At 70.1% G+C, this 23,399-nt stretch carries 23 protein-coding genes; 14 read left to right on the top strand and 9 right to left on the bottom strand.

The features are described from left to right. Positions 1-110 precede the first annotated feature (110 nt). The 3 genes from ACFWGD_RS01330 (at position 111) to ffh (ending at position 3,548) form a co-directional block, all read left to right on the top strand. On the top strand, positions 111-1,451 hold the full coding sequence (locus ACFWGD_RS01330) for an ammonium transporter (RefSeq protein WP_377776712.1): 1,341 nt from the start codon (positions 111-113) through the stop codon (positions 1,449-1,451). A 47-nt stretch (positions 1,452-1,498) separates the two neighbouring features. Beyond that, entirely contained in the window at positions 1,499-1,840 is a 342-nt protein-coding gene (locus tag ACFWGD_RS01325) for a P-II family nitrogen regulator (protein ID WP_377776711.1), read from the top strand. Between the two features lie 94 nt (positions 1,841-1,934). Continuing rightward, a complete protein-coding gene (gene ffh / locus ACFWGD_RS01320) occupies positions 1,935-3,548 on the top strand; it encodes a signal recognition particle protein (protein WP_377776710.1) in 1,614 nt (537 codons plus the stop codon). A gap of 30 nt (positions 3,549-3,578) precedes the next feature. On the opposite strand, the gene ACFWGD_RS01315 is transcribed toward ffh, so the two are convergent. Then, complete coding sequence (locus ACFWGD_RS01315) at positions 3,579-5,714, bottom strand: acyltransferase family protein (protein WP_377776709.1); 2,136 nt, start codon at positions 5,712-5,714, stop codon at positions 3,579-3,581. After that, on the bottom strand, positions 5,711-7,810 hold the full coding sequence (locus ACFWGD_RS01310; protein WP_377777005.1) for an acyltransferase family protein: 2,100 nt from the start codon (positions 7,808-7,810) through the stop codon (positions 5,711-5,713). The genes ACFWGD_RS01315 and ACFWGD_RS01310 overlap by 4 nt, the downstream gene beginning before the upstream one ends. Positions 7,811-8,102: 292 nt before the next feature. Here ACFWGD_RS01310 and rpsP point away from each other — a divergent pair, with 292 nt between their 5' ends. The 4 genes from rpsP to trmD all read left to right on the top strand — a co-directional run bounded on the left by rpsP (position 8,103) and on the right by trmD (position 11,809). Beyond that, complete coding sequence (gene rpsP / locus ACFWGD_RS01305; protein ID WP_377776708.1) at positions 8,103-8,573, top strand: 30S ribosomal protein S16; 471 nt, start codon at positions 8,103-8,105, stop codon at positions 8,571-8,573. Between the two features lie 99 nt (positions 8,574-8,672). Then, positions 8,673-10,319, top strand: coding sequence for an ABC-F family ATP-binding cassette domain-containing protein (locus tag ACFWGD_RS01300; protein ID WP_377776707.1), 1,647 nt, complete (start codon positions 8,673-8,675; stop codon positions 10,317-10,319). 51 nt (positions 10,320-10,370) lie between these two features. Next, positions 10,371-10,928 (top strand): ribosome maturation factor RimM, encoded by a 558-nt coding sequence (gene rimM / locus ACFWGD_RS01295; RefSeq protein WP_377777004.1) that lies wholly within the window; start codon positions 10,371-10,373, stop codon positions 10,926-10,928. A gap of 5 nt (positions 10,929-10,933) precedes the next feature. Then, positions 10,934-11,809, top strand: a complete 876-nt coding sequence (gene trmD, locus ACFWGD_RS01290; RefSeq protein ID WP_377777003.1) for a tRNA (guanosine(37)-N1)-methyltransferase TrmD — start codon at positions 10,934-10,936, stop codon at positions 11,807-11,809. On the opposite strand, the gene ACFWGD_RS01285 is transcribed toward trmD, so the two are convergent. Continuing rightward, the gene (locus ACFWGD_RS01285; RefSeq protein WP_377776706.1) at positions 11,793-12,128 is read right to left on the bottom strand and encodes a cupin domain-containing protein; all 336 of its coding nucleotides are present in this window, start codon (positions 12,126-12,128) and stop codon (positions 11,793-11,795) included. The two genes, trmD and ACFWGD_RS01285, sit on opposite strands and share 17 nt — an antisense overlap. Before the next feature lie 81 nt (positions 12,129-12,209). Here ACFWGD_RS01285 and ACFWGD_RS01280 point away from each other — a divergent pair, with 81 nt between their 5' ends. Genes ACFWGD_RS01280 through ACFWGD_RS01270 form a run of 3 tightly spaced genes read left to right on the top strand, consistent with a single transcriptional unit; the run spans position 12,210 to position 13,410 of the window. Then, positions 12,210-12,554 carry a hypothetical protein gene (locus ACFWGD_RS01280; protein WP_377776705.1) on the top strand — a complete coding sequence of 115 codons (345 nt, stop codon included), beginning with the start codon at positions 12,210-12,212 and terminating at the stop codon, positions 12,552-12,554. After that, complete coding sequence (locus ACFWGD_RS01275) at positions 12,551-13,219, top strand: phosphatase PAP2 family protein (protein WP_377776704.1); 669 nt, start codon at positions 12,551-12,553, stop codon at positions 13,217-13,219. The genes ACFWGD_RS01280 and ACFWGD_RS01275 overlap by 4 nt, the downstream gene beginning before the upstream one ends. Before the next feature lie 20 nt (positions 13,220-13,239). Then, the gene (locus ACFWGD_RS01270) at positions 13,240-13,410 is read left to right on the top strand and encodes a hypothetical protein (RefSeq protein WP_377776703.1); all 171 of its coding nucleotides are present in this window, start codon (positions 13,240-13,242) and stop codon (positions 13,408-13,410) included. Here the strand turns inward: ACFWGD_RS01270 and ACFWGD_RS01265 are convergent. From ACFWGD_RS01265 to ACFWGD_RS01250, 4 genes are read right to left on the bottom strand one after another with little or no spacing between them, the layout of a single operon-like run. Further along, positions 13,398-14,369 carry a hypothetical protein gene (locus ACFWGD_RS01265; protein WP_377776702.1) on the bottom strand — a complete coding sequence of 324 codons (972 nt, stop codon included), beginning with the start codon at positions 14,367-14,369 and terminating at the stop codon, positions 13,398-13,400. The genes ACFWGD_RS01270 and ACFWGD_RS01265 overlap by 13 nt on opposite strands. Further along, entirely contained in the window at positions 14,369-14,734 is a 366-nt protein-coding gene (locus ACFWGD_RS01260; protein ID WP_377776701.1) for a GntR family transcriptional regulator, read from the bottom strand. The genes ACFWGD_RS01265 and ACFWGD_RS01260 overlap by 1 nt, the downstream gene beginning before the upstream one ends. A 6-nt stretch (positions 14,735-14,740) precedes the next feature. Beyond that, positions 14,741-15,496 (bottom strand): hypothetical protein, encoded by a 756-nt coding sequence (locus ACFWGD_RS01255; RefSeq protein WP_377776700.1) that lies wholly within the window; start codon positions 15,494-15,496, stop codon positions 14,741-14,743. After that, positions 15,493-16,572 (bottom strand): ATP-binding cassette domain-containing protein, encoded by a 1,080-nt coding sequence (locus ACFWGD_RS01250; RefSeq protein ID WP_377776699.1) that lies wholly within the window; start codon positions 16,570-16,572, stop codon positions 15,493-15,495. The genes ACFWGD_RS01255 and ACFWGD_RS01250 overlap by 4 nt, the downstream gene beginning before the upstream one ends. A 63-nt stretch (positions 16,573-16,635) precedes the next feature. Between ACFWGD_RS01250 and ACFWGD_RS01245 the strand changes: the two genes are divergently transcribed. Beyond that, entirely contained in the window at positions 16,636-17,217 is a 582-nt protein-coding gene (locus ACFWGD_RS01245; protein ID WP_377776698.1) for a helix-turn-helix domain-containing protein, read from the top strand. Here the strand turns inward: ACFWGD_RS01245 and ACFWGD_RS01240 are convergent. After that, positions 17,155-17,682 carry a DUF2938 domain-containing protein gene (locus tag ACFWGD_RS01240; protein ID WP_377776697.1) on the bottom strand — a complete coding sequence of 176 codons (528 nt, stop codon included), beginning with the start codon at positions 17,680-17,682 and terminating at the stop codon, positions 17,155-17,157. The genes ACFWGD_RS01245 and ACFWGD_RS01240 overlap by 63 nt on opposite strands. A gap of 128 nt (positions 17,683-17,810) precedes the next feature. Between ACFWGD_RS01240 and ACFWGD_RS01235 the strand changes: the two genes are divergently transcribed. Together ACFWGD_RS01235 and ACFWGD_RS01230 are read left to right on the top strand one after the other, a co-directional pair. After that, positions 17,811-20,096, top strand: a complete 2,286-nt coding sequence (locus ACFWGD_RS01235) for a Tex family protein (protein ID WP_377776696.1) — start codon at positions 17,811-17,813, stop codon at positions 20,094-20,096. Positions 20,097-20,105: 9 nt separating this feature from the next. Continuing rightward, on the top strand, positions 20,106-20,453 hold the full coding sequence (locus ACFWGD_RS01230; protein ID WP_377776695.1) for a hypothetical protein: 348 nt from the start codon (positions 20,106-20,108) through the stop codon (positions 20,451-20,453). Here ACFWGD_RS01230 and ACFWGD_RS01225 read toward each other — a convergent pair. Further along, positions 20,450-21,010, bottom strand: a complete 561-nt coding sequence (locus ACFWGD_RS01225) for a hypothetical protein (protein WP_377776694.1) — start codon at positions 21,008-21,010, stop codon at positions 20,450-20,452. The two genes, ACFWGD_RS01230 and ACFWGD_RS01225, sit on opposite strands and share 4 nt — an antisense overlap. Before the next feature lie 341 nt (positions 21,011-21,351). On the opposite strand from ACFWGD_RS01225, the gene ACFWGD_RS01220 reads away from it, so the two are divergent. Beyond that, complete coding sequence (locus ACFWGD_RS01220; protein WP_377776693.1) at positions 21,352-23,253, top strand: HNH endonuclease signature motif containing protein; 1,902 nt, start codon at positions 21,352-21,354, stop codon at positions 23,251-23,253. Positions 23,254-23,399: the final 146 nt, after the last annotated feature.

The following is a 23,399-nucleotide window of genomic DNA, read 5'->3' as shown; positions in this document are numbered from 1 at the left end:
CGAACCCGCCGAACGGTGACGGAAACGTAACCGTTCGGCGGGTTTCCGCGTAATCTGCTCAGCCGATACTCATCTGCGTCCCACCGAAAACATGAAAATTAGGAGACGCGATGACCCCCGATGAGGTTGTGCTGAACTCCGGCAACGCGGCGTGGATGCTCGTATCCGCCTCGCTGGTGCTGCTGATGACCCCCGCCCTGGCACTGTTCTACGGCGGCATGACCGGCCGCCGCGCCGTGCTCAACATGATGATGATGTCCTTCGGCGCCCTCGGCGTCGTCACCGTCGTCTACGTCCTGTGGGGCTGGTCGATGTCCTACGGCTCGACCTCCTACGGCGGATTCTTCGCCAACCCCTTCGAGCAGTTCGGCCTGGCCGGCCAGATCACCGATGACGCCGGCGAGTACGTCGCCGGCTCCGGCGGTTACGCCAACGTCATCGACGTCGCCTTCCAGCTGACCTTCGCCGTGATCTCCACCGCGCTGATCTCCGGCGCGCTGGCCGGCCGCGTGAAGTTCGGCACCTGGCTGGTCTTCACCGGCCTGTGGGCCACCTTCGCCTACTTCCCGATGGCCCACATGGTCTGGGGCGGCGGCCTGCTCAGCCACTCGGGCAGCTCCCTGTCGGCGATGCTCTTCGGCACCGTGACCGAAGCCGGCGAGACCCTCGCCGCGGTCGCCCCGATCGACTTCGCCGGCGGCACCGTCGTCCACATCAACGCCGGCATGGCCGCGCTGGTGCTCGCGCTGGTCATCGGCCGCGGCCACGGTTTCATGCGCGAGGCGCACCGCCCGCACAACCTGCCCCTGGTCATGCTCGGCGCCGCCCTGCTGTGGTTCGGCTGGTTCGGCTTCAACGGTGGCTCCGCCTTCGCCGCCGACGGCCTGGCCGGCCTGGCGTGGGTCAACACCACCGCCGCCACCGCCGCCGCCATGCTCGGCTGGCTCGCCGTCGAGCGCATCCGCTACGGACACTCGACCTCCCTGGGCGCCGCGTCCGGCATCGTCGCCGGCCTGGTCGCCGTCACCCCGGCCGCCGGCGCGCTCAACCCCGTCACCTCGATCATCCTCGGCCTCGTCGGCGGCGCCCTGGCCTGCCTCGGCGTCTCGCTGAAGTACCGCTTCGGCTTCGACGACTCGCTCGACGTCGTCGGCGTCCACCTCGTCGCCGGCCTGTGGGGCACCGTCGGCGTGGGCCTGCTGGCCACCGGCGACGGCCTGCTCACCGGCGGCGGCATGTACGGCCTGAAGCTCTTCGCCATCCAGATCATCATCGCCGTCGTCGCCATGATCCTGTCCGGCATCGTCACCCTGATCCTGGCCCTGGGCCTGAAGTCCACCATGGGCTGGCGCATCGACGACGACGAGGAGCGCGCCGGCGTGGACAACGCCGAGCACCGCGAGACCGCCTACGACAGCTCCGCCGGCATCCCGGTGAACCTGACGCGCTGACCCGCACCCGCAAGCCAGATCACCAGCACCAGAGGAAAGAGAACACCATGAAGCTGATCACGGCGATCATCAAGCCCACCACCTTGGAGAGCGTCCGGTTCGCGCTGGAGGACCTCGGGGTGTCCGGCCTGACCGTGGCGGAGGTCCGCGGCTTCGGCCGCCAGCAGGGCCACGTCGAGGTCTACAGGGGCGCCGAGTACGCCATCGCCTTCGTCGAAAAGCTGCGGTTGGACGTCGTCGTGCCCGACGACCTCGCCGAGGAGACCCTGAAGGTCATCGCCGACGCGGCGCGCACCGGCTCCATCGGCGACGGCAAGGCCTGGGCCACCGAAGTCACCGACGCGGTGCGCGTGCGCACCGGCGAAATCGGCGACGCCGCCCTGCGCTGACCCGCCCCGGCGGGTGGCGGGGACGGTGGCGCCGGCGGGTATGGTGGGAAAGCCATATCCATGACACCGACACCATCAGGGAGATCGACCACCCGTGTTTGAATCACTCTCCGAACGGCTCACAGGGGCACTGAAGGATCTTCGCGGCAAGGGGCGTCTGTCCGAGGCGGACATCAACGCCACCGCCCGCGAGATCCGCCTCGCCCTTCTGGAGGCTGACGTCTCCCTGCCCGTGGTGCGCGCGTTCATCAAGCGCATCAAGGAACGCGCCGCCGGCGCGGAGGTCTCCCAGGCGCTGAACCCGGCGCAGCAGGTCATCAAGATCGTCAACGAGGAACTGGTCCAGATCCTCGGCGGCGATACCCAGCGCCTGCGCCTGGCCAAGAACCCGCCGACGGTGATCATGCTCGCCGGCCTGCAGGGCGCCGGCAAGACCACCCTGGCCGGCAAGCTGGCCAAGCACCTCGCCGGACAGGGCCACACCCCGATGCTGGTGGCCTGCGACCTGCAGCGCCCCGGCGCCGTCCAGCAGCTGCAGATCGTCGGCGAGCGCGCCGGCGTGCCCACCTTCGCGCCCGACCCGGGCACGTCGATGGACTCCTACGCCCACGAGATGGGCACCTCCCACGGCGACCCGGTCTCCGTCGCACAGGCGGGCATCGAGGAAGCCAAGCGCACCCAGCACGACGTGGTCATCGTGGACACCGCCGGCCGCCTCGGCATCGACGAGACCCTGATGACCCAGGCGCGAGACATCCGCGACGCGGTCAACCCCGACGAGGTCCTGTTCGTCATCGACGCGATGATCGGCCAGGACGCCGTGGTCACCGCCGAGGCCTTCCGCGACGGCGTCGACTTCACCGGCGTGGTGCTGACCAAGCTCGACGGCGACGCCCGCGGCGGTGCCGCGCTGTCGATCCGCGAGGTCACCGGCAAGCCGATCATGTTCGCCTCCACGGGCGAGAAGCTGGAGGACTTCGACGTCTTCCACCCGGAGCGCATGGCCAGCCGCATCCTGGGCATGGGCGACATGCTCAGCCTCATCGAGCAGGCCGAGCAGGTCTTCGACCAGTCGGAGGCGGAGAAGACCGCCGCGAAGATGGGCAGCGGCGAGCTGACGCTGGAGGACTTCCTCGAGCAGATGCTCATGGTCCGCAAGATGGGCCCGATCGGCAACATCCTGAAGATGCTGCCCGGCGGCGCCCAGATGTCCGAGATGGCCGACATGGTCGATGAGAAGCACCTCGACCGCATGCAGGCGATCATCCGCGGCATGACGCCGGCCGAGCGCGAGGACCCGAAGATCCTCAACGCCTCGCGCCGCAAGCGCATCGCCGCCGGTTCCGGCGTCGCCGTCAGCGAGGTCAATCAGCTGGTGGAGCGCTTCTTCGAGGCACGCAAGATGATGGCCCAGATGGCCGGCAAGTTCGGCATGCCCGGCGGCCGCCCGTCGAACCGCAAGACCAAGAAGGGCCGCAAGGGCAAGAAGGGCAAGGGCAAGGGCCGCGGGCCCACGCCGCCGAAGTCGATGCGCCAGGGCGGCATGCCCGGAATGCCGGGTATGCCCGGTATGCCGGGCATGGGCGGCGCCGGGATGCCGGACATGGCCGAGCTGCAGAAGCAGATGAAGGGCAAGATGCCCCCCGGCATGGAGGGCATCGACCTGGACAACCTGGACTTCGGCCAGGGCGGCCCGGGCAAGAAGTAGGCCGGGGCCCGCCACGGAACGGGCCCCGCTTTACCCCTCCAGCTCCTCGAAGACCGGCAGCAGTGCCCGGGCCAGCGCCGGCTGGAGGGAATCCGCGTATGCCACGCTGAGGTGGTTGGAATCGCGGTAGACCAGCACGTTGCCGACGACGGCGGGGCAGTGGTCCCGCCGGCAGATCGCGTCGGACAGGTCGATGGACCAGCCGTCGTCGAGGCCCCGGAAAAGCCTCGCCGCGGGATTGCTCTCCGCCAGGGCCTCCTTGCGGGCGATGCCGCACTCGTCGGCGGCGGCGCGGGCCTCGTCTCCGTCGCGCCAGTTGACGCGTTCCTCGGCCAGGCACGTCGGGGCGTTGAGCCGGTCGCCGTCGCCGTCGACGAGCCAGGGGTTGTCGCGGATGCCGGCGACGGGGATGCCCTCGCCGTCGAGGAAGCGGAACGCCTCCGCCACGCCGGGGGACAGCACGTCGGGGCCCTCGCCCCAGTCGCCCTTGGCGCGGGTCGAGGTGGACACCACGAGGTCCGGCCGGTCGTCGGCGATCTTCTCCAGCATCCGCTCGGACCACTCGATGCACTCGTCGTCGGAGCTGGGCAGCGGGGTGCCCAGGGTGATCACGCAGCCCTGGCGGATCAGGGGGACCAGGCGCCATCCGCGGTCGCGGGCGATGCGGTCGAGGACGGTGCTCCACTGTTCGGAGTGCGAGCTGCCGATCAGGTACATGGTCTCGTCCCCGTCCGGGTCGCCGTACACGCACGGTTCGCCGGCATCGGGGCCGAAGCGCTTGCCGTCGGCGATGTGGTCGGCGTCCTCGCCGACGTAGGTCATGCACCCGTCCTCGGCGACGATGGGGTAGGCCTTGGCCACGTATTCGGGCGCCGGCCGCGGTTCGAGGCCGTGGGGGACGGGGTAGCCGTCGCTGAGTGCGCGGGCGCCGGGGTAGGTGATCGCGTCGAGGCTCTGGCCCGCGGATTCGGCCGAGCGTCGCGAGTGCTCCTGGCCCAGGCCGACCATCGAGCCGAACATCACCAGCAGGACCACGGCGGCCACCGCGCGCGCCGCCCCGGGCCCGGTGCGCATGGAGCGCAGGCCCGCGCGGGCGCGCGCTTCCCCGACGAGCGGGCGGGGCGCCTTCTGCATCAGGGGCTTTTCGACGAACCGGTGCGTCAGCCACGCCAGCCCCACCGACGCGGCGATGACGGCGGCACCGATGCCCACGTCGACGTCGTCGAGGCCCAGCGCGGACATGGTGACGATCAGCAGCGGCCAGTGCCACAGGTACAGGGCGTAGGCGATGTCGCCGAGCATCCGCATGAAGCCGGACTCGAGGATGCGCGACATGAAGCCCGCGCCGCCGCCGAGGATGACCAGCGCCGCGCCGCCGAGCGGCCACAGGGTCCAGGGGCCGGGGAATTCGGCGGCGCCGTCGAACATGAAGCCCGTGGACACGATCATGGCCACGCCGAGGACGGGGAGGACGGGGGCGGCGAACCGGGGCGTCGTAAAGCGCGCGACCGCAAGCGCCAGCAACCCGCCGGCGGCGAGCTCCCACATGCGCGACCACGTGGAGTAGTAGTTCTGGCCCTGCGCCTGGCCGTGCAGGACCGTCGCCCACCAGAAGGAGGCCACGGTCGCGGCGACGAGCACCGGGACCATCACCGTGGTGGTGCGCGGGCGCGCGTGCGAGGCGCGCAGCGTGAACGCGATGGCGGACACGACGAGGATGCCCAGCAGGTAGAACTGGCCCTGCACCGACATCGACCACAGGTGCTGCAGCGGCGACACCTCGCCCGACGCCGCGGCGTAATCGGCGCCCTGAGCGGCCAGGACGGCGTTTTGCACGTAGAGCAGCGACGCCGGCAGCTGGGCCGCGATCTCGCCGTTGACCAGGGCCGGGGCGAACGCGAGCACGCCGAGCGTCGTCGCCGTGACCACCAGGATCAGCGACGGCAGCAGCCTGCGCATGGTCCGCCACAGCGAGTGCCACACGTTGATCGACCGGTCGGCGCGGTCGGCGTTGCGCATCTGAGAGCCGAGGAAGAAGAACCCCGACAGCAGCAGGAAGACGTCGACGCCGCCGGAGACCCGGCCGTCGAAAACGTGGAAGGCCACCACCAGGGCGATGGCCAGGCCGCGCAGACCGTCGAGGTCGCGGCGGTACGCCGGGGTCATTCGAGATCCTCGAGGAAGGGCAGCAGGCGGCGCTTCATCTCGGAGGTCAGCGACAGCGCGAACTGGTCGGACAGGTGGTTGTCGTCGCGGTAGACGTAGATGTTGCCGATCACCGCGGGGCAAATGCCGTCCGGGCAGACGAGATCGGAGAAGTCCAGGCTGAGGGAGTCGGGGATTCCCGCGAGGATGTCGTCGGCGCCATGGAACGGCGACAGGACGCGGTCGCGCGGGGTGCCGCATTCGGCGGGGTCGCCGCCGGCGGCGACGCAGTCGGTCGGGGAGAAGGGGTCGCCGAACTCGTCCTTCATCCACGGGGTGTCGCGGATGCCGACGACCGGCACGCCCAAGTCGGCCATCGCCCACCAGAACTCGGCGTAGCCGTCCGGCGTGTAGTCGGTGTTCTCCCAGCCGGGGCGGCTGGAGGTGGTCACGACGACGTCCGGGCGGTTGTCCACCAGGTGGTTGACCACGGCCTCGGACCATTCGGCGCACATGTCGTTCATGTCCCACACCGGCGACAGGAAGGCGGCGCAGCCCGGCCGCATGATCACCTCGAGCCGGTAGCCGGCTTCGATGGCCACCTGCTCGAGCGGGGAGAACCACTGCTCGGCGTGGGAGCCGCCGATGAGCACGATGGACCGGTCCGCGTCGGCGTCGCCGTAGATGCACGGCGACTCGTCGGTGTTGCGCTTGACGGTGACCACCTCGTCGGGGGCGTCGGAGCGCAGCGACAGGCAGCCTTCGTGGGCGGCGATGGGCCAGAGGTTGCCGATCAGATCCTGCCCGGGCCGGTAGGGAACGCCCTCGGGCGCGGTGGCGCCCTCGGTGAGCACCCGGGCACCGGGGTAGTCGGCCGGATCGAGGATGGTCAGCCGCGCCTCGTTGACCCGGTGCTGCTGCACGGGCGAGGCGACCAGCAGCAGCGCCCCGACGGCGGTGAGCGCGACGGCCCCGGCCAGTCGCCGGCGCGCGGCGGGCTCGGTGCGCAGGGACTTCGCCGCGTTGCGGGCAGGGGCGTCGCCGACGGCGGGCCGGCGGCCCTTCTGCATCAGGGGCTTTTCGACGAACCGGTGCGTCGCCCACGCCAGCACCAGCGACGCGGCGATGACGGCGATGCCCAGTTTGCGCCCCGGTGCGTTGGCGCCGACGGCGAGCATGCCCAGGATGAGCAGCGGCCAGTGCCACAGGTACAGCGCGTAGGCGATGTCGCCGAGGCGGCGCATGGGGCGCGACGACAGCCACGCCGAGACGATGCCGGTGCCGCCGCCGAGGACCACCAGCGCGGCACCCAGCAGCGGCCACAGCGCCATCGGCCCCGGGAACAGCGAGGCGCCGTCGAAGAGGAAACCGGTGGAGGCGATCATGGCCACGCCGGCGGCGGGCAGCCACGGCTTGAGCGCGGGCGGGACGCGCAGACCGGCGGCGGCGTAGATGAGCAGGCCGCCGGCGGAGATCTGCCAGATGCGCGACCACGTGGAGTAGTAGTTGAGCCCCTGCGACGTGCCGTGGAGCCAGGTCGCGTAGGCGAAGGACGCGGCGGTGGCCGCCAGCAGGATCGGCAGCATCACGGTGCGCACCGTGGTCCGGGCGCCTGTGCGCCGCACGATGAAGGCGATGGCGGAGATGAGCAGGATGCCGCCGACGTAGAACTGCCCCTGCACCGACATCGACCACAGGTGCTGCAGCGGCGACACGGTGGACCCGGCGACGGCGTAGTCGCGGACCTGGTCGGCGAGCTCGGCGTTTTGGCGGTAGAGGATCGACGCGGTGAGCTGCTTGGCCATCGACGGCGATTGCAGCTGCGGGAACCACGCGACGGCGGCCGCCGACGTCGCGGCGAGCACGAGGATGAGGGCGGGCAGCAGCCTGCGCGCGGTGCGCCACAGGGAATGGACGGGGTTGATCGACTGCCCCGGCCGGTCGGCGTTGCGCATTTGCGAGGCGAGGAAGAAAAAGCCCGACAGCAGCAGGAACACGTCGACGCCGCCGGAGACCGAGCCGCCGAAGACGTGGAACAGGACGACCAGCGCGATCGCCAAACCGCGCAGGCCGTCGAGATCGTGACGGTAGGCGCTGGCGCGGTCTGGGGCGTTCAGTGGGCACCTCTGGGGTCGGGGGGCTGGCGGTGTCGCTGGCAGAATAACAATTCCCGGCGGCGGGGGCCGAATCAGTGCAGGCCAGGTGCAAGCGGGGTTTTTGGTTCCCGGTGGCGGCGCTGGTATCGTTTCCCGGGTTGTCCGCGCTCCGCGTGGGCGCCACTGCGGTTCGTCGGACCCGACCACGGTCGACCGATGGTCACCCGCAGACCAAACCAAGGGCAAAACCGGCCCCCGCCGCACATGCGGGGGTGTCACAAGAATTGCCCCGTGACCGAGAGGAAGACGCCACATGGCCGTCAAGATCAAGCTCCAGCGCATCGGCAAGATCCGCACCCCGCACTACCGCGTCGTCATCGCCGACGCCCGCACCCGTCGCTCGGGCCGCGTCATCGAGAACATCGGCACCTACGAGCCGAAGGCCGAGCCGTCGGTCATCAAGATCGACTCCGAGCGCGCCCAGCACTGGCTGTCCGTCGGCGCCCAGCCGACCGAGCCGGTCCTGGCCCTGCTGAAGGTCACCGGCGACTGGCAGAAGTTCAAGGGCCTGCCGGGCGCCGAGGGCACCCTGAAGACCGCCGAGGAGAAGCCCTCCAAGCTGGACCTGTTCAACCAGGCTCTGGCGGAGGCCAACGAGGGCCCGTCCGCCGAGGCCATCACCGAGAAGCGCCGCGCCGCCAAGGAGGCCGCCGAGGCCAAGGCCGCGAAGGCCGCCGAGGAGGCCCCCGCCGAGGAGGCTCCGGCCGAGGAGTCCGCCGAGTAATTTCGGTTCCCCCTCGCTTTCCGACGACGCCGTCGCCCACCGGGTGGCGGCGTTTTCGCATGTCCGGCCGCGTATTGGGGTGGGGTAGCATCAACGCCCATGGCAACCATCGAGTTTCGCGGCGTCGGCGCCGCCCATGGCCCCCGGACCCTGTTCGCGGATCTGGATCTGACGTTGGCCCCGGGCGACGTCGCGGGCCTGACGGGCCCCAACGGCTCGGGCAAGTCGACGCTGCTGGCCGCCGCGGCGGGTGCGCCGTCGGCGGAGATGACGGGCACGATCTCCACCTCGCCGCCGGACGCCACCGTCGGCCTGCTGGAGCAGGAGGTCGAGCGCCGGGACGAGTCCGTCGCCGATTTCGTCGCCCGCCGCACCGGCGTCACGGAGGCCGCCGCCCGCATGGATGCGCTGGCCGAGGCCATGGCGGACGACCCGGCCGCCGCCGACGACTACGCCGCGGCCCTCGACCGCTGGCTGGCGCTGGGCGGCGCGGACCTCGACGAGCGCCTGCCCCGCATCGCCGCCGAGCTCGGCCTCGACGAGGCGGTGCTGTCGCTGCCCATGACCGCGTTGTCCGGCGGCCAGGCCGCCCGCGCGAACCTTGCGGTGATCCTGCTGGCCGGCCATGACGTCCTGCTCCTCGACGAGCCGACCAACGACCTCGATCTCGACGGCATCGCGCGCCTGGAGGCCTTCATCTCCGGCGAGCGCCGCCCCATGCTCATCGTCAGCCACGACCGCGAGTTCCTGGCCCGCGCCATCACGCGGATGGTCGAGCTCGATGCGGCGCAGCGCCAGATCACCGTCTTCGACGGCGGCTACGAGGCCTTCCTCGCCGAGCGCGATCTGCGCCGCCGCCGCGCGCGGGAGGCGTACGAGGACTACGCGGGCGACGTCGACAAGCTCAAGAGCCGCCTGCAGACCCAGAAGACCTGGCTGGACAAGGGCTCGCGCAACGCCATGCGCGCCCATGGCGGCAAGAGCCCGGAGCGCGACAAGCACATCCGCCACCGCGCCGGTCAGCGGTCCGAGAAGCAGGCGGGCAAGATCGCGCAGACCGAGCGCGCCATCGAGCGCATGGAGGTCGTCGAAGAGCCCCGCAAGGAGTGGGAGCTGCGCATGACCATCGCCGCCGCGCCGCGGTCCGGCACGGTGGTGGCCACGCTGCGCGATGCGGTGGCCGAGTTCGGCGACTTCACCCTCGGCCCCGTCACCCTGCAGATCAACCAGGGCGACCGCGTGCTCGTCGAGGGCCCCAACGGTTCGGGCAAGTCGACGTTGCTGTCGCTGCTCGTCGGCGAGCGCGCGCCCGACGAGGGTTCGGCGTCGGTGGGCGCGGGCGTCGTCGTCGGGCGGGTGGACCAGGCCAGGGAGCTTTTCGACGGCCCGGATCCGCTCGTCGACCGCTTCGCCGCGGAGGTTCCCGACTGGCCGGACGCGGAAGTGCGCACCCTGTTGGCCAAGTTCGGGCTCACTGGCGAGCACGTGCCCCGGCCGTGCGATTCGCTGTCGCCGGGGGAGCGCACCCGCGCCGCGCTGGCACTGCTGCAGGCGCGCGGCACCAACACCCTCGTCCTCGACGAGCCGACGAACCACCTGGATCTGCCCGCCATCGAGCAGCTGGAGCAGGCCGTCGAGCAATTCGCCGGCACGGTGCTGCTGGTCACCCACGACCGCCGCATGCGCGACGCTTTCCGCGCGACCCGCACGGTGTCCGTTGACGGTGGCCGGGTCACGTCGCGATAGTCTGGGCGCGTGAGCCAGAAGAATTCGGGAAACAATGCCGGCGGCGCGGACCTGGTGCAGATCGGGCGGGTGATCAAGCCCCACGGCGTGCGCGGTGAGGTCGTCGTCGACGCCACGACGGATGATCCGGCGGGTCGCTTCGCCGTCGGGGAGGTCCTCGTCGGCAAGCAAGCCGGCCGCGAGCGCGAGCTGACCGTGAAGTCCATGCGCCCCCACCAGGGGCGCCTGCTGGTGTTCTTCGACGAGGTCCCCGACCGCAACGACGCCGAAACCCTGCGCGGCATGCGCTTTTTCGCCGCGCCCGTCTTCGACGGCGACGACGAGGCCTACTACGACCACGAGCTGATCGGGCTGCGGGTGCTCAATGTCGGCGACGTCGACGAGGCCACCGCCAACGCCCGCGCGTACGAGGGCGCGGAGCCGGAGCCCGAGGACATCGGCGAGATCACCGGCGTGGTGCGCAACCCCACCCAGCGGCTGCTCGAGGTGGTGCTCGACGACGGCGGCCGCGAGGTGCTGGTGCCCTTCGTCCACGCGCTGGTGCCCATCGTCGACGTGGACAACGGCGCCGTCGTGATCACCCCGCCGGACGGGCTGCTGGAGCTGTGACCGCCATGCGCCTGGACGTGGTGACCATTTTCCCGGGCTACCTCGACCCGCTGCGCCACGCGCTGCTGGGCAAGGCGATAGAGAAGGGGATTCTCGAAGTCGGCGTCCACGACCTGCGGCAGTGGGCCACCGGGGTCCACCAGGCCGTCGACGATTCGCCGTACGGGGGCGGCCCCGGGATGGTCATGAAGCCCGACGTGTGGGGCCCGGCGCTCGACGACGTCGCGGCCGGGACGGGTCCGGCGGCCTCGGCGGCGTCGCTGGATTCCGCGATGCCGCACACCGGCCAGGCCCGCCACGACGAGCTCGCCGGTCTGCCGGAGGTCTCCTCTTATGGAATGGAAGGCGATGGCGGCGAACGAGACGTCGACAAGCCCCTCTTGATCGTGCCGACCCCGGCGGGCACCCCCTTCACCCAGGACATGGCGCGGCGCTGGTCGCACGAGAAGCACATCGTGTTCGCGTGCGGGCGCTACGAGGGCATCGACCAGCGCGTCGTCGACGACGCCGCGAACCGGTACCGCGTGGAGGAGGTCTCCATCGGCGACTACGTGCTCATCGGCGGGGAAGTCGCCGTGCTGGTCATGGCCGAGGCCGTGGTGCGGCTGGTGCCGGGCGTGCTGGGCAACCGGCGCAGCCACGAGGAGGACAGTTTTTCCGACGGCCTGCTCGAGGGCCCCGGCTACACCAAGCCGCGCAACTGGCGCGACCTGGAGGTGCCGCCGGTGCTGCTGTCGGGCAACCACGCCAAGGTGGACCGGTGGCGCCGCGACCAGTCGCTGCTGCGCACGGCGTCGCGCCGGCCCGAGCTTCTCGACGCCGTGGAGCTGTCGGCGCGCGACCGGAAAGCGCTCGACGCCGGGGTCAGCCCCGAGGAGTAGTCGAGAGCAGGAGAAGGAAGGTGGCGTCGCCGTCGTCGGCGTGGACGGAATGGACGACGCCCTCGGGCACGTGGAGGATCTTCCCGGGCACCAGGCGGTGATCGCGGTCCTCGACCGTGAACCTGATGGAACCCTCGATGACCTGGACGGTCAGCGGATGCGGGGCGTGGTGGTCGTCGAGGCGCTGCCCTTTGGCGAAGGTGAACGCCACGATGGTCGCACCATCGGCCGTGAGCACCCGCTTGGCGGCGGGGAAGTCGCCGTCCCTGGCGTCCGGGGCGGCGTCGATGACGTCGATGAGGGTTTCGGGGGCGTCCATGGCGGGCTCCTGGGGTCGTCCTAATTAGGTATCTGCATTACCACGATAGATGCGATCCGCGGGCCATGCTAGACAGTTCCCATGACCCAGTACCAGACCATCACGCGCGCGCTGTTCGACCCGGAGGATCTCCCGGCCATCGGCGACCGCATCCTCGCCGAGCTCGGCGCCCTGAACCTGACCATCGTCCACGAACGCGTGGCCATGCCGCTGGCCGGGGAGGACGCCGTCGTGGACACGCAGGCGGAATCGCTCATGGACCGGTGGCTGTCCATGAACGCGCAGCCGCCGACGATCGAGAAGCTGCATGCGCTGCTCATCGTCACAGAGGGCCCGGCCGCGCTGGAGGACGAGGTCACGGAGGCCATCGGCCGCGCCGTCGGCGAGTCGACCCCGTGGGCGGGGGAAACCACGGTGATCGCGTGAGCCGCACGTCCATCGCCCGGCCGACCCATGTGATCGGCTGGGTCGCCGCGCTCGTGGCGCTGGCGTGGTTCGCGTCGACGGCGACGGGCTCGGAGGTCGACCTCCGCTTCGCCGGGTGGGTCCGCGACCTGCGGGCCGGGGCGCTCGACGGCAACCTCGATGGCGCGTTCATGGGCATCACCGAGGTGTTCCGCCCCATGTTCGTCGCGCCCGCCACGCTCATTGCGGCGGTGTTCCTGTGGCGGCGCCTGCGGGCGATGGCGCTGCTGGTGCCGCTGGCGTTCGGCGCGTCGATCGCCATGACGTACGTGATGAAGTGGCTGCTCGACCGCGACCGCCCCGCCGGCCCGCTGCGGCTGTCGGAGCTGCCGGCGCTGCATGACGGCGCCTTCCCGTCGGCCCACGTCGCGGGAGTGACGGGCACGGGCATGGCGGCGATCCAGGTGCTCGCGCCGATGGTCCGCCGCGGCCTGGCCACGGCGCTGAAGTGGGCGGTGGTCGCGTTGGTCGGCGTCGTCGCGCTCAGCCGCGTGTGGGTGGGCGCCCATTGGCTTTCCGACGTCGCCGGCGGCCTCGCGGCCGGCGTGGTCGGCCTGATCATCGCGCTGCTGGTCCTGCGGTCGACGCCGGTGCGGCGCATGATGGCGGGCGGCGGAAGGTACTGAGGGCGAAAAGGAGTCGGACGATGGATGCGACGATCGGCGATGCCGGGAAGACGAGGGATCCGCACGTCCCGGATCGAGCGCAGGTGGCGGCGGCCAGGCTGATCATCAAGCGCGACCGAGAGGGCAAGGGGAACATCCGGGTCACCGACCGGATCAGGCGGCTCGCCGCATACTCCGGCTACGACCGGTAACGCCGCAGATGCGCCCGGGCCAGTTCGGCCCCGCGCGCCGCGTCATCGACCGTGACGTAGAGTGCCCGGCCGTTCGTGCGCTCGATGCGCAGGCCCTCTCCACCGCGGATGAGAATCGCCGTGCCCTTCCCTCCGAATCGGTAGCCCCAGCCACCCCAGTCACCGGGTTTGACGTCGACCGCCGCCACGTCGCGGATCGACGGGTAGCGGATCGTCCGGCGCGGCAACCCCGGCAGCAGCCGCCAATGGACGCCCATGGCGTCGACGCGGACCCGCACTCCGAGGAGCATCGACATCGCAATGCCGACCGCGATGGCGAGCAAAATGTATACGGATCCGAGCACCGCGTCACCTTGCCGGAACGCCGCGATGGAGGTGACGGCCGTCGCGCCGACGGCCACCACGAGGAGCACCGACATTATCCACGGTGCGCGGCACTTGCCGAACCACGCGGCCAAGGAGGTGTCTCCGACCGCGATGGGCGTGCCCGCGGCGATGGATTCTTCGGGTTCCCCGACCGGCCGGACGAGCAATCCCACCGCCGTTCCCGCCACGACCGCGATGACGAACGGCGCCACGAACGCGGGCCATGGCAGGTGGAACGCGGACGCGTCGTCAAGGCCGACTTGCGGATGCAGGGTGGTGGCCATCATGACGGGCACGAGTGTGGCGGCTCCGGCCCCGGCGCCGGCGAGGACGCGTCCCGCACGCCCCGACGACACGCCGGAGAGCAACAGAACGCCGAACACTCCGGCAGTGAATGCGGTGGTCAGCGCCACGACGGTGATGAAGGTGCCCGGCGGGGTGAAGTCGGTCGCCGCCTGGTCGTCCCCGAATCGGGTGGCCACGGGGTCCGGCAGCTCGGGCAGCACCCACAGCGCCCACGTCACCGCGAGGACGAGGACGACGGCCGGCAGCGCCAGCGTTTGAGCGACGAGGCGCAGGCGGGCAGCCCTCATCAACGGATCCCCCGAACCGTCAGTCCCGCGATGAGGTCGGACATGGGGATCGACGACTCGCGCGCGGCGGAGGCCAGGCGATCCAGGGCTGCTTCCACGACGGAGTGCTCCGCATCCCCGTCGGCCGCGCCCGCGATGACCGTGGCGCCCCGGCCGCGCCGCAACTCGACTATGCCGTCGTCTCGCAATTGCCGGTAGGCGCGCAGCACCGTGTTCTTGTTCAGGTCGAGGGACTCCGCCAGGTCACCCGCGCTGGGCAACTTCTCGCCGATGGCCACGTCCCCGTCGTGGACGGACCTGCGCAACGAGGCGACCAGCTGCGCCCACAGTGGCGTCGGCGACGCGGAATCGAGGTGAATGAGCATCCCGGATCACAGTTCCCTTCGAGTGAATGATGCAATGCCGGCGGCGATTCCCACGATGATCACCGCGACTGTACCGATGACCGCGCCGGGCTCCGCCGAGGCGTTCTTCGCCGCCAGCAATCCCGCTGGACTCCAGTCCATCATCACCGGCCACATGCCGGCGAACGCCATGAGGGCAAAGTACGCGATGCCCACCGCAGCCGCTCCGAGAGACGAGGCGCCCGCACCCGAGGCGGCCATGGTCACCGCCACGACCGACAATGCGAACACAAGCCACAGGGCCGAAGTCGCCACGGGGTCGCCGATCTCGGAGACGGCGAGGCCGTCGAAAAGCAGGGCGGTGACCGCGATCATCAGCACCGTCCCCGCGGCGGCGACCACCGCAAGGGTGACGGCGACCGCGGTGAATGCCGACGCCCACAGTCCCGGGCGGCTGACCCGGTGGGCGAGGATGGGCACGGCGGTGCCGCGCGTGACATCGGCCGACACGGCGGACGCGGCGACGATGGCCACGATGACGATGACCAGCTGCGCCAGATTCGACGACCACTGCGCCCACGCGTCCGCCGGGGACGGATCGGGCAAGGCGGAGACGTCGATGGGGATGGCGGCGTCGCCGCCGACGAGACCGCCGAGGATCTCCGGCAGATAGCGGGCGGTGATGGGGGAGAGCACCGCGAACAATGCCGCGACACCCGCCAGCGCCCACGTCGACCAGGACGCGCGCAGCGCACGGAACTGTCGTCCGATCAGAACCGTCATCGCGCACCTCCCATCGCGGCGGCGAAGGCATCGTCGAGGTCTCCGCCGGGGATGACGTCGACATCGCGGAAGCCGGCCTCCGACAGGCGACCTGCGACATCGATGCCGGGCCGGGCCCGAAACGTCGCCGTGATGTGGCCCGGATCGCCGAACTCGTCCATCAGCTCCGTCAGCGTGCCCGTGGCGAGGATTCGCCCGTGCCCGAGGAACGCCGCACGATCGCACACGGCCTCGACGTCGGCCATCGAATGCGTGGAGAAGAACACGGTCGCCCGCCCGCGCAGCGAATCGATGATGCCCAGCACTTCGCGCCGGGCAATCGGATCGAGCGCCGACATCGGCTCGTCGAGCACGACGATGCCCGGCGTGGCGATGAGCGCCTGCGCGATCCCGAGCCGCTGCCGCATGCCGCGGGACAGGCCGGAGATCGGGCGCCGGACCTGAGCCAGCCCCGAAATGTCCAGCGCTTCGGCCACGCGGCCGTCGAGTTCCCCGCCCGTGAATCCCTCGAGGCGGGCCGACAGCCGCAGATACTCCGCGGGCGTCAGCCACGGGTCGAATGCCGGGACATCGGGCAGGTAGCCGACCCGCCCATCGAGGGTGACGACGCCGGCGTCCGCCTTCGACAGCCCCATGAGCATGCGCAGCGCCGTGGTCTTTCCCGACCCATTCGGCCCGAGGAACCCGAAGACCGACCCGTGCGGCACGGTCAGCGTCACGTCGTCGAGGACCACGTGGTCGCCGTAGCTCTTACGCACGCCGTCGAACTCGATGGCGGCACCGTCGCGCGGCGGCCCAAATCGGGACAGCAGGCTCGTGTTCGAGTGGGCGGCGGCCGGCCCCTTCTTCGGGCGCCGCTCCCAACCCACGGCGAAGAAGATGATCGGGCCAATGCCATTGGCCAGCAGGATGACCAGGGCCCAGGCAACCTTCGGAAGAAGTTTCACCCGTTCGGCGGGCGTGCGCGCCAGCACCACGAGCGCGATGACGATGAGCGCCAGTTGCACGGCGACGACCGCCCCCAACGCCCAGAGCAGTCCCGGTGGCAGGTCCCGAAGATCCTCGAAAGTGTTCATAGTGCTACCCATGCTAGCACTAGTGCCCATTGTCGCAGGACCTCGCCGCTGTACCGTGGAGCCATGGACGACGGTGGGATCGATCGCGTGCTCGATCGGGTCGGCGCGCGCCTGCGCTCCGTCCGGCATGCCGGGCGGCTGACGCTCGACGATGTGTCGGCGGCGACGGGGATCTCCACCTCGACGCTGTCGCGCCTGGAATCCGGCGGGCGCAAGCCGACCCTCGAACTGTTGCTCGCGCTGTCGCGCGTGTACGGGTTGCCCCTCGACGATCTGGTCGGAGCCCCGCAGGTGGGGGATCCCCGGGTGCATGCCCGGCCGATCCGGCGAAATGGGATCGTCGTGGTGCCGTTGACTCACGAGCCCGGACCGCACGAGGCCGTGAAAATGATCCTGCCCGCCTCCCGGTCGACGCCGCGCCCCTGCAGGCACGAAGGCCGCGAATGGCTGTACGTGCTGTCCGGCACGCTGCGCCTCATCGTCGGCGACCATGACGTGGAGCTGGAGCCGGGGCATGCCGCCGAATTCGACACCCGGGCCGCGCACTGGTTCGGTTCCACCGGCGACGGCCCGGTGGAGGTGCTAAGCCTCCTCGGCCCGCAGGGGCAGCGCGTTCATCTGACCGATCCGGAGAATCCCGGCTGACAGCCAGAGTCCGGCGCCATACGTCGCGTGCGCCCGCAGGCTGCCGAGGCGTGCCGCTGCGGGATCCGGCGTGCGCGCGGCGGCCACGCCCATGCCGAACGCCGGCTGCATGATCAGCCACGGCGCGGCAACGGTGCCGATGCCCATCGCCAGCGCCGGCGCCAGCGTCGGCCGGTCGACCCATCCCGGCCTCAGGGCGGCGAGGGCCGCGGCGAAGCCGATGCCGATGCCGTAGTGGGCCGACCACCCCAGGGCCCGCTCGCCGGAGACCGGCTCGGCGGCCATGATCGGGCGGTGGGCGAAGGTGCCCGCCGGCATGTGCCCGATCCACCGTCCGACCAGGCCATAGTCGAGGGATCGGGTGCCCCGCGTCCTGCGGAGGACTTCGGCGGTGACGTCCATCAGGGCGGTTGCCCCGACTCCGATGGCGATGACTCGGAACAGCGGATATCGGCGTGTGCTCATGGTTCCACACAATGGACTGCTCGGCCGGGATTCGGCAACGAGGTTTGCCGTAATGGCAAAAGTCGCGGTGGTTGCGGGCGCGCGGGCCGTCGTCAAGCAGGAAAACCCGGGCCACTACACTCGCCGGAATGATCGAGACCACCATCGCCCGCGAACTCGGGGTGGATCAGGCGCACGTCGCCACCGCCGTGAAACTGCTCGACGAGGGCAACACCGTGCCCTTCATCGCCCGCTACCGCAAGGAGGCCACCGGCGGCCTCGACGACGGCCAGCTGCGCACCATCGAAGAGCGGCTGACGTACCTGCGCGAGCTCGAGGACCGCAAGAAGGCCGTCCTCGCCGCCATCGATGAGCAGGGCAAACTCACCGATGACCTCCGCGCCCTCATCCTCGCCTGCGACACGAAGGCCCGGCTCGAGGACCTCTACCTGCCGTTCAAGAAGAAGCGCCGCACCAAGGCCGATATCGCCCGCGAGGCGGGGCTCGGGCCGCTTCTCGACGACCTGCTGAACAACCCCGCCGCCGACCCTTCGCAGACGGCCGCCGGCTACGTCACCGAGGGCTTCGCCGAGCCGAAGGATGCCCTGAACGGCGCCCGGGCGATCCTCGTCGAATCGTTCTCCACCGACGCCGACCTGGTCGGCGAGGTGCGCGAGCGCGTGTGGTCCACCGGCCAGGCGGCGGCGAGCGTCGTCGAGGGCAAGGAACAGGCCGGCGCGAAGTACCGCGATTACTTCGAGCACGCCGAGCCCCTGGAGTCCATGCCGGGCCACCGCGTGCTCGCCGTCCTGCGCGGCGAGTCGGAGGGCATCCTGCAGCTGGGCATCGACGCCGGCGACGATGCGGTGTACGAGGGCATGGTCCGCCGCGCCTTCGACCTGCCCGAATCCGAGTGGGTCGACCAGGCCATCCGCTTCGGCTGGCGCACCAAGCTCGAGGTCTCCGCGGCGCTCGACGCCCGCATGCGGCTGAAGGAGCGCGCCGAGGCCGAGGCCGTCGACGTCTTCGCCCGCAACCTGCGCGACCTTCTGCTCGCCGCGCCCGCCGGCCAGCGCGCCACGCTCGGCCTCGACCCGGGGTTTCGCAACGGCGTCAAGTGCGCCGTCGTCGATGGCACCGGCAAGGTGCTCGACACCGTCGTCGTCTACCCGCACCAGCCGCAGAACAAGTGGGACGCCGCCCGCGACGCCCTGGCCACCCTGTGCGCCACCCACCGCGTCGAGCTCATGGCCGTGGGCAACGGCACGGCGTCGCGCGAAACCGACCAGCTCGCCCGCGAGGTCGCGGACCTGCTGGTCAAGGCCGGGGGAGCGCGCCCCGAGCCGGTGACCGTGTCGGAGTCGGGCGCCTCGGTGTACTCGGCCTCGGCGCTGGCGGCCGCCGAGTTTCCCGACATGGACGTCTCCCTGCGCGGCGCGGTCTCCATCGCCCGCCGCCTGCAGGATCCGCTGGCGGAGCTGGTCAAGATCGACCCGAAGTCCATCGGCGTCGGCCAGTACCAGCACGACGTGTCGCAGACGAAGCTCGCGCATTCCCTCGACGCCGTCGTCGAGGACGCCGTCAACGCCGTGGGCGTGGAGGTCAACACCGCGTCGGCGCCGCTGCTGGGCCGGGTGGCGGGCGTGAGCACGACCGTGGCGGAGAACATCGTGGCTTACCGCGACGGCAACGGCGCCTTCACCTCGCGCAAGGAGCTGCTGAAGGTCCCGCGCCTGGGCCCGAAGGCCTTCGAGCAGTGCGCCGGCTTCCTCCGTGTGCGCGGGGCGGCCAACCCGCTCGACGCCTCGGCCGTCCACCCCGAGTCCTACGGCGTCGTCGACCGCATCGCCGCGGCGACGGGCCTGGGCGTGGCGGAGCTCATCGGCAACTCCCGCGTCCTGCAGTCGCTCAACCCGCGCGACTTCGTCGACGAGTCCGCCGGCGTCGGCGTGCCCACGGTCACCGACATCATCGCGGAGCTGGACAAGCCGGGCCGCGACCCGCGCCCCGAGTTCAAGACCGCCTCCTTCAAGGAGGGCGTGGAAAAGGTCTCCGACTTGACCCCGGGCATGATCCTCGAGGGCACCGTGACCAACGTCGCCGCCTTCGGCGCGTTCGTCGACGTCGGCGTCCACCAGGACGGCCTGGTCCACGTCTCCGCCATGAGCAAGGGCTTCGTCTCCGACCCCCACGAGGTGGTCAAATCCGGCGAGGTGGTCAAGGTGAAGGTCATGGACGTCGACGTCGATCGCCAGCGCATCGGCCTGTCCCTGCGGCTTGACGACGAGCCCGGCGCCAAGCCCGAGCGCGGCTACCGTGGCAGGGGCGGCAAGGGGAACAACCGGAACAAGGGCCCCAAGGGCGGGAACAACCGCGCCACCTCCGGCGGCGGCTCGATGGCCGACGCCCTGAAGAAGGCCGGTTTCGGGCGGTAGCCTCGGGGCATGGGTTCCTTCACCACTCATCTCACGGCGCTGCTCGATCCGGGGCGGTGGCGGGACGTCGAAAAGCAGATGCATGTCGAGCTGACCGCCCTCGGATTGTGGAACGACGGCATCGACGTGCGGGTCCAGCGCAATTACTGCGAAGAGGACAACATGCTGCTCGACCAGCACATGGCCACGCATGATGCGCCGCCCGTGGCCGAGGAGATCCACCTGATCCGCGTGCGGTCGTCGGGCGAGCCGAAGGGCGGGCTGGTGGGGGTCGAGGCCGATCGCGAGATCACGAAGGCCCTCGCCGGCACCCTGCCCGAGGGGACCGGCTGGTACGGCACGACGGTGGGGGTTTAGCCGACCTCGATGGGGACCTCGATGTCGCCGTCGGGCGTCCCCGCGAGCATCAGCGTCCAGGTGCCGGCGGTGGCGCCGAGGCTTTGGTCCAGGCTCTCCCGGAACTCGCCCGAGCAGCCCGCGTCGGCGTCGAAGCGCAGCATGAGGTTGTCGGGCGTCATCAGCGTCAGGATCGTGCCGCAGGTCGAATGCCCCTCCGAGTCCCACGTGACCCGCATCATTTCGTTGAGCGGGATCGCCTGGCCCGGGTCGATGGTCACCGTCGTCGACCCCTCGGTCATGGCGAACGGCTCGCTTGACGACGACCCCTCGTCCCCCTCCTTCGCCGCCGATTCCGTGGCGGCGGAAGTGTCGGTGGCCGGGGCGTCGGTGCCTTGGTTTTCGGTGGTGGTGGCGGTGTCTGTGGCGGTGCCGGTGTCAGTGGTGGTGTCGGTGTTGGTGTCGGATTCGGAGTCTGAGCCGGCGCCGCACGCTGCGAGGCCAAGCGCCAGGGCAACGGCGGCCGACGCTGCCAGGCCGCGTGCCGAAGTCATTTTGGCGGGGAATGAAGTCTGCATGGCCCCACGGTAGGGGGAAATGGTATCCGGCGCGAGAGGTGGATGCCTGGCGTGATGGGTGTATCGACAACCTGTGCGACGCATGGGGTTGGCGTTTCGGGCGGGCGGGGAGGGTTGTATGGTGCGTAAAGATGCCTGATCGTTACCATCATTGCCGTCACTTCTATCTCGAACGCGTGTATGATGAATGGTGAAGCAAGGTAGCACAGCAGGAACAAGTTGTAGCGCAGTAAGACATAGGGGCGGGGCCGGGGGTTTGGTCTCGCGCCAGGGCAGATCAGCACCAGCGATCACGCAAAGATCCACTCTCGATCCGTACTCGCATTCCCGGGGGAATCTTCATGGCTTTCGACCATGACGCAGCCGATGAGCACGACGATCCGGACCACCACCACAACCAACCCGAGCAACGACGACCCGATTCGGGCCATGGCCGCAGCAACGAGCCCGACCCTGAGTCTGAGCCCGACTCCGACGCTGATTCAGACGCCGAGCCAGCCCCTCTTCGCAAACGGTGGGTCACCGAACGCGATGAACCTGTTGCCGCGATGGGTCGTGCCCGCAACATCGCCAACCTCGGCGCCGCCATCGCCTCCACACCCGACGGCGGTGCCGACGTCGACTCCCACATCGCCTCCATCGCCACCCGGCTCGGTGTCACACCGTATTGGGCGGAGATCTACTGCGACGTCGGCACCATGCTCGCCCGCATGCCCCGCATCCTCAACTTCGCCTACTCCGGCGCACTGCCCCTGGAACGCCTAGCGAAGATCGCCGATGCCACCATCGCCGTATCCGACGAGCACCTCGCCGACGTCGAAAAGCTGATCCTCGAGTACCTGATCCCCAACAAGGAGTTTCAGGCACTGCCGGGACAGAAGAACTTCATGCGCAAGCTCCGCGCCATCATCGAATCAGTCGAACCCATCTCCACACCTCCCGATGAGGAGGAGAAGAAGGCCCTGGAGTCGGAGAAGGTGACCATCGTCAATGACTACCCGTGCGACTTCGGGGCGATGGAGGTGTGTCTGCGCAAGGACCGCATGGCCGAGTTCGAGGCCACCGTCCGCGCCATCCGCGACGCGAAGATCAAGTCGGGTGAGGACTGCACCCTCGCGGACGCTCTGATGGCCATGTCGCGGGGAGACTTCGCCGGCGCGAAGGTGACCATGAACGTCTACGCCGACGCAGGCGCCGATGAGGGCGAGCTGCGCCTGTGGCTCGACGGCGCCGGATGGTTGCCGAAGTACCTGACCAAGCAGTGGTTGGAGCGCTGCGACGACGTCCGGCTCTCCGCCGATTCCCAGGTCGACGGCTACGTGCCCTCCGATGCGCAGAAGGCCAGGGTGCGTGCCCGCGATGGCGGGTGCCGGTTCCCCGGGTGTGATGTGCCCGCGCACAAGTGCCAGATCGACCACGTCATCAACTACGACCCCGATGCGTCTGGTGCCGCGTTCATCGCCGGCGACACTTCCAACCTTCTCGGAGTGACGGCGACGTGGAATCTGCAGTGCCTGTGTCAGCACCATCACAACCTCAAGACGAGCCGACACTGGAACGCGGTGATGAACGACGACGGTTCCGTCGACTGGTTCGATCACACCGGCTCCGCCTTCGCCACCTCGGTGCCCCATGGGCCGATCGCACACGTTAAACGGCAGACCTTCGATCAGAAGGCCACGCGGTTGGCCAAGACCATCCGCGGTGCCAACGCCCAGCGGATGCGCGCCGAAGCCGAGGCCGCCGAGGCGATGCACAACGCGGAGATCGCCGAGGCGCTGGCCGCGCATGCGAAGGCCACCGCGGACTATGAGAGGGCACTGGCCGAGTTCACCGCCGGCCCACTCAATGACCCGGACAGGGAGGTCGCCGAAGAGGCACGGTGCCTGGCCGATGCTGCCGATGATGGATGGCCGGCAGTCGAGGATCCCGTGTGGGATCCGTGTTGGGAGGCCCGATCATCGGGGCGGACCAACCAATCTCGACCATCTGGCCAATCCCGCCACTCTGGCGTGCCCGGTGAGAGGGCACGCGGTGAGTCCGGGTCTCGGTTTGGGTGGTTGGCGGATGAGAATCCGGAAGCCGATGCCTTCTGGGGAGTCTCTCCGGAGCGTGCCGGCCGACGAAAGGGTTGGTCGGAGAACTGCCGCACATGGATTCGCCGGGCATCGATCGACGCGGACCCGGCGATGCGACCGGAGCCTCCGGACCCGCTGGGCCCCGACCCGACGATCCCGTTCTGATTTTCATAGGACCACTGCTGACCACTGCTTACCCCTGCTGTCCTCTGGTGACCTCCGGTGGTCCCTGCTGCCTTGTTGCGACCTCTGTTCGCCCGACCTGTCCTTTCGGCCCCCTTTCAATTCCCACCCGGCGCCGACCGGCGGCA

Origin of the sequence: Corynebacterium sp. NPDC060344 (assembly GCF_042725215.1) — a bacterium.
In the GTDB taxonomy this organism is placed as follows: Bacteria; Actinomycetota; Actinomycetes; order Mycobacteriales; family Mycobacteriaceae; genus Corynebacterium.
The sequence above is the reverse complement of the archived record's forward strand: the minus strand, read 5'-3'. Positions and strand labels throughout refer to the sequence as shown.